This is a genomic window from Brevirhabdus sp. (genome assembly GCF_052826345.1).
This window is the reverse complement of record NZ_JBRBUA010000107.1, coordinates 1-12130: the sequence shown is the minus strand read 5'-3', so window position 1 is coordinate 12130 and position 12130 is coordinate 1. Positions and strand designations below refer to the sequence as shown.

General features: G+C 68.2%; 9 protein-coding genes and 1 pseudogene. 9 read left to right on the top strand and 1 reads right to left on the bottom strand.

All coding sequences use genetic code 11. The features are described 5' to 3' along the window. Nucleotides 1-147 precede the first annotated feature (147 nt). The 9 genes from ACU0BR_RS12995 to ACU0BR_RS12955 all read left to right on the top strand — a co-directional run bounded on the left by ACU0BR_RS12995 (nt 148) and on the right by ACU0BR_RS12955 (nt 11847). On the top strand, nt 148-477 hold the full coding sequence (locus tag ACU0BR_RS12995) for a DUF3467 domain-containing protein (protein WP_446157257.1): 330 nt from the start codon (nt 148-150) through the stop codon (nt 475-477). After that, complete coding sequence (locus tag ACU0BR_RS12990) at nt 474-2408, top strand: efflux RND transporter periplasmic adaptor subunit (RefSeq protein WP_446157256.1); 1935 nt, start codon at nt 474-476, stop codon at nt 2406-2408. The genes ACU0BR_RS12995 and ACU0BR_RS12990 overlap by 4 nt, the downstream gene beginning before the upstream one ends. A gap of 10 nt (nt 2409-2418) precedes the next feature. Then, on the top strand, nt 2419-4566 hold the full coding sequence (locus ACU0BR_RS12985) for a PqqD family peptide modification chaperone (RefSeq protein WP_446157255.1): 2148 nt from the start codon (nt 2419-2421) through the stop codon (nt 4564-4566). Next, nucleotides 4559-6601: a preprotein translocase subunit SecA gene (locus ACU0BR_RS12980; protein WP_446157254.1), complete on the top strand. Its 2043-nt coding sequence runs from the start codon at nt 4559-4561 to the stop codon at nt 6599-6601. The genes ACU0BR_RS12985 and ACU0BR_RS12980 overlap by 8 nt, the downstream gene beginning before the upstream one ends. After that, nucleotides 6598-7407, top strand: a complete 810-nt coding sequence (locus ACU0BR_RS12975; protein ID WP_446157253.1) for a hypothetical protein — start codon at nt 6598-6600, stop codon at nt 7405-7407. The genes ACU0BR_RS12980 and ACU0BR_RS12975 overlap by 4 nt, the downstream gene beginning before the upstream one ends. Continuing rightward, a complete protein-coding gene (locus ACU0BR_RS12970; RefSeq protein WP_446157252.1) occupies nt 7404-8300 on the top strand; it encodes a hypothetical protein in 897 nt (298 codons plus the stop codon). The genes ACU0BR_RS12975 and ACU0BR_RS12970 overlap by 4 nt, the downstream gene beginning before the upstream one ends. After that, complete coding sequence (locus ACU0BR_RS12965) at nt 8287-9369, top strand: radical SAM protein (RefSeq protein WP_446157251.1); 1083 nt, start codon at nt 8287-8289, stop codon at nt 9367-9369. The genes ACU0BR_RS12970 and ACU0BR_RS12965 overlap by 14 nt, the downstream gene beginning before the upstream one ends. A gap of 97 nt (nt 9370-9466) precedes the next feature. Further along, nucleotides 9467-10270, top strand: a complete 804-nt coding sequence (locus ACU0BR_RS12960; protein WP_446157250.1) for a SapC family protein — start codon at nt 9467-9469, stop codon at nt 10268-10270. Nucleotides 10271-10293: 23 nt separating this feature from the next. Then, entirely contained in the window at nt 10294-11847 is a 1554-nt protein-coding gene (locus ACU0BR_RS12955; protein ID WP_446157249.1) for a tryptophan halogenase family protein, read from the top strand. Nucleotides 11848-11891: 44 nt separating this feature from the next. Here ACU0BR_RS12955 and glyA read toward each other — a convergent pair. Beyond that, nucleotides 11892-12130 (bottom strand): annotated as a pseudogene (glyA, locus tag ACU0BR_RS12950) (serine hydroxymethyltransferase); the annotation flags it as partial.

The following is a 12130-nucleotide window of genomic DNA, read 5'->3' as shown; positions in this document are numbered from 1 at the left end:
GCAAGGGAAATTCCCGCGGGCAAGGGCGGAAAAGCTTTTGCCCGCCGCCCCATCGGGGATAATCTGCGGTGAAAGCCGCGGTGCCCCGATGACGATCGCGCCGCGGGCGCCCGATGACAAGATTTGCCGCCGAAAAGGACGCACCCCATGCCCGACGCCAGTGATACCCCCGACGCGCGCGAGAAATCCGCGGCCTCCGGGTCCGACAACCGCAATTCCACCGTCGAATGGAATGACGAGGCGATGCAGACCACCTTCGCCAATGTCGTCAACATCCAGGGCACGCGCGAACAGGTCGAATTCTTCTACGGCACCAACCGCACCTGGGACGCGGGCAAAGATGGCCCGGTGCGGGTGGATCTGACCAACCGCGTGATCATGACCCCCTATGCCGCCAAGCGGATGCAACGCATTCTCACCGGGGTGCTGCGCGAATATGAATCGCGCCACGGCGTTCTGAAGGTCGACGACCAGTGAGTGAAAGGGAGCAGCCGCGCGACGTCGCGTCGCTGACCGGAACGGCGTCGGAAGGCGCATCCGACGCCGGGGCCGGCGATGCGGCCGCGCAGGTCACGATGCTGGAACAGGGTCTGTGGCGGCGGCTCTCTGACGCGAAGGCCACGCAGGAGGCCGCGCAATCCTGGGCGCCCCTGATGTTCGGGATGCTCGATACGCCCGAGGTATGCTGCGTCTTTCTGCGCGATGCCGAGACCGGGCGGCTGCGCACCATCGCCAATTTTCCCGATGCGCGCATCCCCTCCGACGGGCTGTTGCTGGCGGCGGAAAACGCGGTGTCGCAGGATCGCGGCGTCGTGCGCGGGGCGATCGAAAAGGACGCGATGGCCACCAAGGGGGGGCTGGTGTTCATCACGACGCCGCTGTCGCTGGACGGTACCGCCGTGGGGGCGGTGGGCATCGAGGTTCTGCCGCGTGACCAGGCCGATCTGCGCCAGACCATGCGCCGCCTGCAATGGGGCGCGGCCTGGATGCGCGACGCGCTGCGCCGGGAGGACGCCGCCGTCAGAGCCGAACGCTACGCCCAGGCGGTGCACGCGCTGAACACCGTCGTCGGCGTGGCCGAGCAGCAGGACATCGCCACCGCCGCACGCGCCGCCGCCACCGATCTGGCGACCCGCTTCGACTGTGACCGCGTCTCCATCGGGTTCCGCCGTTTCGGCCATTGCCGCGTCGCCGCGATCTCGCACTCGGCGCAGTTCGGCAAGCGGATGAACCTGGTGCGCCTGCTGGGCGCCGCGATGGACGAGGCCATCGACCAGCGCGGCGTGGTGATCTATCCCGACGACGGGGTCGATCCGCCGATGGCCACGCACCGGCACGAAAAACTGGCGCAGGCCCATGGCATCGGCAATCTGCTGAGCGTGCCGCTCTATGCCGTCGACCGCTTCATCGGTGCGATCGTGTTCGAGCGCCCGGCAAGCCGCCCCTTCACCCAGAACGAGGCCGAGATCTTCGAGGCCGTGACCAGCGTGCTGGCGCCCGTGCTGGAGGAAAAGCGCAGCAACGACCGCTGGCTGATCACCAAGACGGCAGAGGTCGCGGGCGCGCATTTCACCCGGCTCGTCGGGCCCGGCAAGCTGGGACGCAAGGCGTTCGTGCTGGCGGTGCTGCTGCTGGGCGTATTCTTCTGGTTCGCGCGGGGCATGGACAGGGTGGCCGCCGACGCGGTGGTCGAAGGCGCCGTGCAGCGCACCATCGCCGCCCCCTTCGACGGGTTCATCGCCGAAAGCCTGGCGCGCGCGGGCGACGAGGTGGCGCAGGGCGCGCTGCTGGTGCGGCTGGACGACCGCGATCTGGTGCTGGAACGGCTGCGGCTGGTCACCCAGCTGCAACGCCAGCGCATCGAATACGACAGCGCGCTGGCCGCCCGAGACCGGGCCGAGGCCAACATCCGCCGCAACCAGATCGAGCAGACCGAGGCGCAGATCGCGCTGGTCGACAAACAGCTCGACCGCACCCGTCTGACCGCGCCCTTCGACGGGCTTGTCACCTCGGGCGATCTGTCGCAATCCATCGGCTCGTCGGTGGCGCGCGGCGACGCGCTGCTGTCGGTCGCGCCCGCGGGCGAATACCGTGTGGCGCTCAAGGTCGACGAGCGGCGCGTCAGCGACATCCGCCCGGGCCAGCCGGGCAGCCTGCTGGTCACGGCGCTGCCCGATGCGGCCTTTCCCATCACGGTGCGAAAGATCACCCCGGTGGCGGAATACGGCAACGGCGCCACCAGTTTCCGGGTGGAGGCCACGCTCGACACCCCGGCGCCCGGATTGCAGCCGGGCATGGACGGCGTGGCCAAGGTGGATGTCGACGAAAAGCGGCTGATCGCCGTCTGGACCCGACCGCTGGTCAACTGGGCGCGCATCTGGGCCTGGCGCTGGCTGGGACTGGAATAGGGCGCGGACGATGAGCGCAGGATCGTTCCTTTCAGCCGATTGGTACCGCGCCGCGCCGCTGCGCCCGCGGCTGCGCGGTCATGTCGAGGTGCACCGCCAGCGCTTTCGCGGCGAGGTCTGGCATATCGTGCAGGATCTGCATTCCGGCCGCTACCACCGCATCAGCCCCGCCGGGAACTACATCATTTCCCTGATGAACGGGCGACGCACCTTGCAGAAGCTGTGGGAAATGGCCTGCGAGCGCTTCGAGGACGACCCCCCCACCCAATCCGAGGTCATCCGCCTGCTGTCGCAGCTGCATAGCGCCGATCTGATCGCGGGCGACGTGCCCCCCGACATCGCCGAGATGGGCCGCAGGCACCATGAGCAGGAAAAGAAGACCATGCTGTCGCGGCTGCGCAATCCGCTGGCGCTGCGCCTGCCGCTGTTCGACCCCGATCGCTTTCTCGACGCGACCGTCTGGCTGGTGCGCCCGCTGTTCACGGTCTGGGGCTTCCTGCTGTGGGCAGCGCTGGTGCTGTCGGGGGTGACGCTTGCCGCGATGAACTGGTCGGCGCTGACGCAGGATGTGACGGGGCAGATCCTGTCGGCACAGAACGTCGCGTTGATCGCGCTGGCCTTTCCGCTGGTCAAGGCGATCCACGAGATGGGCCATGCCTATGCCACCAAGGTCTGGGGCGGCGAGGTGCATGAGATCGGCGTGATGTTCCTGGTGCTGATCCCTGTTCCTTACGTCGATGCCTCCGCCTCCGCCGCCTTTGCCAACAAATGGCGCCGCGCGGTGGTGGGCGGCGCGGGGATCATGGTGGAACTGGCGCTGGCGGCGCTGGCGATGATCTTCTGGCTGGAGGCCGAGCCGGGGCTGGCGCGGGCCTTTGCCTTCAACATCATGCTGATCGGCGGCGTCTCGACGCTTTTGTTCAACGGCAATCCGCTGCTGCGCTTCGACGGCTATTTCGTGATGGCCGATCTGGTCGAGATCCCGAACCTGGGCCAGCGCGCGAACAAGTATTTCTGGTATGTCGTCCAGCGTCACCTGCTGGGCGTGAAAGACGCCGAAAGCCCGGTGACCGCGCGTGGCGAGCGGCGCTGGTTTCTCGGCTATTCGATCCTCGCCTTTTTCTACCGCATCTCGATCTCGGTCGCGATTTCGCTGTTCATCGCGACGAAGTTCTTCTTCATCGGCATTCTGCTGGCGATCTGGGCGTTGTCGAACGTCTTTGTCTTTCCGATTTTCAAAGGGCTGAAATACGTGCTCAGCTCGGGCTCGTTGCGCGGGCGCAGGCTCCGGGCGGTGTCGCTGACGGCGGGGGTCACAGCGCTGGTGCTGGGGTTCGTGTTCCTTGTGCCGGTGCCCCATGCGACGGTGGCCGACGGGTTCGTGCTGATGCAGGAAGACGCGATCCTGCGCGCGCAGACCGATGGTTTCGTGCGTCAGGTGCAGGCCGAATCCGCCGATGTGGCGGCAGGCGACAGCATCGTCGTGCTGGACGATCCGAACCTGCGGTCCGAACGTCGACTGGCCGCCGCGCGCCTGGCGGAGATGCAGCTGCGCCTGGACAGCGTCATCGGCACCGACCGGGTGCAGGCCAACGTTCTGCGCGAACAGATCCGCCACCTGCAGGGGCGGCTCGCGCTGTTCGATGAACGCCGCGCAGCGCTGACCCTGACCGCGCAAAAGGACGAGCGCGTCCTGATCCCGCAGGCGCAAGACCTGATCGGGATGCTGGTGCGCAAGGGCACCATCATGGGCTACGCCATGCCGCACGGCGATCTGCGGCTGCGCGTCGCCGTGCCGCAGGCCACCGCCGAGCTGGTGCGCGACAGCGTCGAGGATGTGCAGATCCGCCTGCAACGCAGGCTCGACACGGTGCTGCCGGGGCGCATCGTCGCCTTTTCGCCCGAAGGCCAGCCGATCCTGCCCTCGCCCGCGCTCGGCACCACGGCGGGCGGGCAGTTTGCGGTCGATCCCTCCGACCCGCAGCAAAGGCGCACCCTGCAAAGCCTGTTTCTGTTCGATGTGGCCACCCGTGGCGACGTGCCGCCCGCGCTGGTCGGCGAACGCGCGCTGGTGCGTTTCGACCACCGCGCCGAACCGCTGGGCGTGCGCTTCTACCGGAGCCTGCGCCAGCTGTTTCTCAACCAGTTCAATGTCTAGTTTTGATACTGCCTCCTCTGGCCCCGCAGCCTCCTCTGGCCCCTCTGCCGCGCGGATGCGCCTGCCGCGCCTGTTCGACTATGCCGAGCGCCCCGACGCGCAGGAGGGCAAGCTGGATCGCTGGGGCCAGCGGGCCAGCGGGCTCTACATGGCGCGCGGCACCCGGCTGCGCGCGAGAAAGCTGCGCCCGATCCTGCGCCACGTCGCCCGCCATGCGCGCCGCATGTCCCGCGCCAGCCACGAGGATCTGCAAGCCGAGGCGCAGACCCTGCGCGTCACCCTGCGCCGGGCGCTGGCGCGCGACAGGTTGCGCGCAGATGAAATCGCCCCCGCCTTCGCCCTGATCCGAGAGGTCGCCGACCGCACCCTGGGGATGCGGCACTACGACGTGCAGATGCTGGGGGCCTGGTCCATGATGCGCGGCCAGATCGCGGAGATGCGCACCGGCGAGGGCAAGACCCTCTGCGCCACGCTGGCGGCGGCGACGGCGGCGCTTGGCGGGATGCCGGTGCATGTGATCACGGTCAACGATTATCTGGCCGAACGCGACGCCGAGCTGATGCGCCCGCTCTATGATTTCCTGGGCCTCAGCGTCGGGGTGATCCAGGCGGGCCAGCAGGTCGAGGACCGCCGCGCGATCTATGGCTGCGACATCGTGCACGGCTGCAACAAGGAAATCGCCTTCGACTATCTGCGCGACCGGATGGAGCTGCGCCTGCGCCCCGGCAACCTGCGGCGCAAGATCTCGCGGCTTGCCGAAACGAAGGCCGAGGCGCCGCTGCGTCTGCGCGGGCTGCATTTCGCCATCATGGACGAGGCCGACAGCGTGCTGATCGACGAGGCCCGCACCCATCTTATCATCTCGGGCGGGGTTGCGACCGGCGCCGCGCATGAAACCGATCTGCTGCACGACGCGATGGAGGCTGCGCAGCTGCTGCGCGAGGGCACCGACTACAAGATCATCCACAACGAACGCCGGGTCGAGCTGCTGGACCCTGGCAAGGACGCGCTGGAGGACATCGCCGAAGAGGCCGCCGGCGCCTTTCGCGTGGCGCTCATCCGCGAACATATGGTGGTGCAGGCGCTTTCCGCGATCCATCTCTTCCACGCCGGAGAAGCCTACATCGTGCGCGACGGCAAGGTGCAGATCGTCGATGAGAACACCGGCCGCGTGATGGAGGACCGAAGCTGGTCCGAAGGGCTGCACCAGCTGGTCGAGCTGAAAGAGGGGCTGGAGCTGACAGAGCCGCGCGACACGATGACCAAGATCACCTATCAGCGCGTGTTCCGCCGCTATGCGCGGCTGTCGGGGATGACCGGCACCGCGCGCGATGCCGCCTGGGAGCTGTGGACCGTCTATGGCCTGGCCGTGGCGCATATCCCGACCAACCGGCCTGATATCCGCCGCTTTGCCCGCGACCGCGTGTTCCTGACCGAAGACCGCAAATGGCGCGCCATCGCCGCGCGCGTGGCCGCGCTGTCGGCGCAGGGGCTGCCGGTGCTGCTGGGCACGCGGTCGGTCGCCGCCTCGGAAAAAGCCAGCGCCAGGCTGCACGATCTGGGCGTCGCCCATCAGGTTCTCAGCGCCGCGCAGGACGCGGACGAGGCCGCGATCGTCGAACGCGCGGGCGCGCGCGGCCAGGTCACCGTCGCCACCAACATGGCCGGGCGCGGCACCGACATCAAGCTGCCGCGCGATGTGGCGCAGGCGGGCGGGCTGCATGTCATCCTGTCCGAACGCCACGACAGCCGCCGCGTCGACCGCCAGCTTGAGGGGCGTTGCGGGCGGCAGGGCGACCCCGGACGGGTCGAGGCCTTTCTGTCGCTGGAGGATGAGCTGATGCGCAGCAAGGGCGCCGCGCTGCACCGCCGACTGGCGCAGGCGGGCATGGTTCTGGGCCCGCTGGTCTCGGGCGGCTTCATCCGCATGCGCCAGCGCCAGATAGAGCGTATCCACGCGCGCATGCGCCACGACCTGCTGGAAACCGACCGCAACCTCGGCAACCTGCTGGCGTTCTCGGGGCAGATGGAATGACGGTCCCGCCGCGATCTTCGGCGGCGCCCGCGCCCGACGCGACCACCGCCGCGGGGCTGGCGGGGCTTTATGCCGCGCTGTGCAACATCGACCGGCCCATCCTGCGCGAATATTCGGCCAAGGTGGTCGACGGCGACCTGCGCGCGGGGCGCATGCTGCTGGGCTTTCCGCGGCACGCGCTCGGCCCCGGTCCGTCGCAGGTTCTCTCCTCGCTCTGCCGTCAGCTGCGCGCCCCCGAAGCGGGCTTCGATCTGCTGGCGCCCCATCAGTCCGCCTCCTGCGCCGTGCATTTCGGTTTTGAACCCGAAGACGGGGGCGCCGTGCTGAAATGTTATCTCGAATTTGCGCCGCACGCGCAGCCTGCGCCCGACCTGGTGTTCCTGGCCCTCAAATGGACGCCCGACGGGCGCTATGTGCAATCGAACTACTGGCAGCGCGATCACTTGCCGGGCGCGCAGCAGGACGCGCTGCTCGACGCCGTCCTGCCGGAGGGCGCGCGCCGCGACAGCCTGCGCGCGCTGCTGGCCCGCTGCACGCGCCCTGACCTGTTGCACCTGCTGGAGGTGGAGGAGCCCGGCTCGCCGCGCCGGTCGCTCGATGTGAACCTTTCCGATCTGGAGGCCACGGTGGGCGAGCACGCCGCCACGCTGATCGAATTTCTCGGCACGTCCGAGGCCGTGCAGCGCTATGTCGCGCGGCACGCGGGCGACAGGCTGGGCCATCTCGCCGCGGGCACCACGCGCGACGGGCGCCCCTTCGCCACGCTGTACCACGGCGTGCATCATGTGGACGGGGCGCTGACATGACCGGCGGCGCGATGGACGGCTGGCGGCTGGAGGATCACCTGCACCGGGCAAGACGCGGCGATCCGCCGCTCGATTACTGCCTTTGGCCCTACGACCCGCCGCGCCTGCCCGACGCGGGATCCTGGCAATCCTCGGCGCTGCTCTACCACTCCTTCGCCCATGCGGGCCTGTCCTGGCGAATGCTCGCGCTTTGCGATGCGTTGCGCGCGCGGGTCGGGCCGTTCGGTACGGTCTGGGGTGTCAAATGCCGCGACGGCGCGCTCAGCTGGGAATTCTATTTCTACGATTACGCACGCTTGGACCGCGGCTTTTCGATCCGCGATTTCACCGAGGCCACCCGCGGCATTGTCAGCGTCGATCTGCCGCCCGCCGACGACCGCCCCTATTTCATGTTCTCGGTCGAGGTGAGCGCCGACCATCTGGCCGGACGGCCGATCGAGCAGATCGATCTCTATATCGGCAGCCCCGACAGCGCGCTGACCTCGGGGATCTGCTACGGTCTCAGCCGCGAGGGGCTGGAGCTGCGCAATTTCTACTTCTTCTTCGATGCCGCGCGCCACGCGCAGGACATCCGCGACAAGATCGCATCGAACGCGCATGTCCCGCAGCACCGGCTGGATCTGGACGATGTGCTCTGGCCCGAAATGGCCGCCGCGCAAACCATCGTCGTCGCCAACAAGCGCCACAATGACGGGCTGTATTTTTCGCGCATCGGCGTGCGGGAGCTGACGGAATTCCAGCAGCGGCTGGCGATGCCGCGCGGGATGCGCGATTTCCTGACCGACAATGCGGCACGTTTTTCCCATCTGTTGTTCGATGTGGGCTATGATTACCTGCCCGATCCCGACGGCGGGCTGCGCTATCTAAAGGGAAGTTTCTATGGCCTGCTCTGACGACAAGGGCCCTGCGGATCGCACGCCCGAGCGCGCCGCCGACGCCTCGCTCGACCCGGTGCTGCGCGCGCGCGGCGCCATCGACGCGCCGGGGGTGCGGCTCGGCGTGACCTCCTCGCCCGCAGAGCAGCAGGCGCGCGGCCGGCTGTCGCTGCGCGACCATGAGGATTACGTGTCCGTCACGATGGAATTCCGCTGCAACCTGAAGTGCGTCCATTGCATGATCGAGGGGACGATGGACCGGCTGCAACCCGCGCCCGATGCGATGTTCGACCAGATCCTGGACGAACAGCGGCAAAATCGCCGCTGGCAGGGGCTGGTGCTGACAGGCTCCGAGATCACGCTGCGCCGCGATCTGCCGGATCTGGCCCGCCGCGCCCGCGACGCGGGCTTCGCGCGCGTGCGTATCCAGACCCACGGCGTGCATCTGGCGAAACCGGATTATACGCAGCGGCTGCTGGACGCGGGGGTGAACGAGTTCTTCGTCTCGGTCGCCGGCGCCACACGCGAAAGCCATGACCGCATCACTGCCGTGCCCGGCGCGTGGGACAAGATGATGGCGGGGCTGCGCCTGCTGGACGCACAGCCCGACGTGCGCATCCTGACCAATACCGTGGTCACCGAACTCAGCTACCGGGAACTGCCCGCCATGGTCGCGGCCCTGGGTCATCTCGACCGGCTGGTACAGATGGAATTCTGGAATTACTGGCCGATGTCCGAAACCGACGTCAAGGCGCTATGCGCGCCGCATGCCGCCATCCTGCCCCATCTGCGTGAGGCGATCCTCGCCGCGCGCGCGCGCGGGCGCTTCGTCGAGGTCAAGAATTTCCCCGAATGCCTGCTGGGCGATCTGGGCGACGCGCTGGTGAACGCGCAGCCCACGCTGGTGATCGATCCGGCCTTCTGGGATGAATTCGACCGCAACGGATTTTACCAATGCCCGCACAAGAGCGCCTGCGCCTCGACCGAATGCCTGGGGCTCAACTCCGCCTATATCGCGCGTTTCGGGCAGGAGGCGACGCTTCTGCACGCGTTGCCGGAACGCAGCGTTTCCGCGGACCGGGGATAAACCTTTTGCCAAACTGCACCTTACGCTTCACTGTAGATGCGGAGCAGTGAATACTGCGCGCAGCGACACCGCATATTGACGACCAAAGGGGATTGGAATGACAAAGCAATTGATGATTTATGAGCGCGCCGTGCCCGTCTCGTCCGAGCGGCACCGCGACTGGTCGCTGCGCAGCGGCGACGATTACGGCTTCGCCCGGGGGGTGAATTCGGTGCCGCTGCTGGCGGCGGAATTCATCGCGGCCGCCTCGGAATACACCATCGTCTTCGCCGGGGATGAGGAAAACGTCTTCCCCTCGGTGATCCTGGGCATGCGCGACAACGAAAACAGCCATGTCGACGCCGATGGCGCCTGGACCGGCGGCTATATCCCGGCCTTCCTGCGCCGCTATCCCTTCGTCTTCGCGCGGTCCGACGATGGCGGCACGTTCACCCTGTGCCTCGATGAGGAATTCGACGGCTTCAACAAGGACGGCAAGGGCGAGCGTCTGTTCGACAGCGACGGCAAGCGCACCCAGTATCTGGAAACCATGCTGAACTTCACCCGCGAATATCAGACGCTCTTCGATCGTACCCAGCTGTTTTGCAAGCGGCTCAAGGATCTGGACCTGCTGCAAGCGGGGACCGCGCAGTTCAACCTGCCCGACGGGCAATCCTCGCTGGCCGGTTTCTACACCATCGACCGCGAAAAGCTGAAGGCGCTGCCGGCGGAAACCCTGGCCGAAATGGCCAAGACGGATGAGCTGGAGCTGTGCTATGTGCATATGCAATCGCTCAACAACCTGACGCCGATGGCGCGCCGCATCGCGGGCGCGGGCGCGGGCGCAGGCGCTGCATCCAAGACGAACGGCGCGGCCCCCGCCCGTGACGCCGCCGCCGAGCCCGCGACGGAAGAGGCCTGACAAACCCCGCCGGGTCGGCCCGGATGCCGTTCCCGCACAATGCCCGGGACGACGCCGCCGCGCTGCGGGTCCTGATCGTCGGCGGCGGCTCAGCCGGGTGGATCGCCGCCGCAACCCTGCATTTCGCGCTGAACGGCGCGGATGCGGGCGCGCGGCGGGTGGCGATCCGGGTGCTGGAATCGCCCGAGACACCGCGCATCGGCGTGGGCGAGGCCACGATCCCCACCATCCGCGACATGTTCGCCCGGTTCGGCCTGTCGGAAGCCGCGGTGATGCGCCGCTGCAAGGCCAGCTTCAAGCACGCCATCCGCTTCGACGACTGGTCGGGGCCCGGCAGCAGGTATTACCACCCGTTTCAGCGTCACCTGACCGCCGAGGCCCATACCGCCGCCGCGCGCTGGCTGGCGGGCGACGGCACCCCCGCTTTTGCGGAACTGGTCAGCAGCCAGCCCGCCCTGATCGCAGGCAATCGCGCGCCGCGCGCGCCCGGACAGCGCGATTACGCGGCCCCCGTGCCCTATGCCTATCACCTCGACGCCGAAGCGCTGGCCGAGATGCTGGCCGAACATTGCCGGACGCAGGGCGTCGGGCGCCTGTCGGGCCATGTCGTGGGCGTGAACCGGCGCGCGGATGGCACCGTCGCCGCGGTACGGCTGCGCGATGGCACGGAATGCGCGGCGGATCTCTTCGTCGATTGCACCGGCTTTCGCGCCCTGCTGGCCGAACACCCCGTCCCGCGCCCGCGGGAGGGCATCGCCGCCGCGGCGCCCGCCGACTGGATCGACCAGTCGCACCATCTGATCTGCGACCGCGCCGTGACCCTGCGCATACCCGAGGGCGGCGAAGGCCGCGCAGCCTATCGCCCCGCCCCCTTCACCCGCGCGCGCGCGCTTTCGGCCGGATGGGCCTGGAACATCGGGCTGACGGACCGGCGCGGGCGCGGCTATGTCTATTCCTCGACGCATTGCGACCGGGATCGGGCCGAAGCCTGCCTGCGCGCGGATGAAGGCCCCCGCGCCAACGGGCTGGAGGCCGGGCATCTGCGCTTTCGCGTGGGGCGCAGGCGCAGCCCCTGGCAAGGCAACACGGTGGCCATCGGGCTGGCGGCGGGATTTCTGGAGCCGCTGGAATCCACAGGGATTTTCATGGCCGATCATGGCGCGCGCGCGTTGCTGCACATGTTTCCGCCCGACGCGCGCGCCTGCGCGGCGCCCGCGCTTGCCCGACGCTACAACGCGCTGATGACCGAGATGCACGACGAGCTGCTGGACTTCATCGCCGTCCACTACGCCGTGGCCGGTCGGCGCGACACCCCGTTCTGGCGCGATGCGGGCGACCCCGCACGCCTGACCGACCGGCTGCGCGATCTGCTGGCGTTATGGGACCACCGCCCGCCCGCATTCGTCGATTTTTCCAACCGTTTCGTGCCGTTCAACCACGCGAATTACGAATTTATCCTGCTGGGCTCCGGCTGGCGCCCCCGCGGCGCGCCCCCAGGCCCCCGCCCTGCGCCGATCGCACCGGAGGCGGCGGGCGTCACGCGCGATCTTCTGCACATGCTCCCCCCGCTGTCCTGAGCGATTTCGCCTTCGGCGAGGATATTTCAGACCAGAAGAAGCCGTCACATCCCCTGATAGATGGGAAAGCGCTTGCACAGGGCGAGCACCTCGTCGCGGACGCGGGCCTCCAGTGCGGCGTTGCCGTCGGGGCCATCGGCGACGAGCCCGTCGGTGACCTGCACGATCCAGTCGGCGATCTGGCGGAATTCGGCCTCGGCGAAGCCGCGGGTGGTGGCGGCGGGGCTGCCCAGCCGGATGCCCGAGGTGACGGTGGGCTTTTCGGGGTCGAACGGGATGCCGT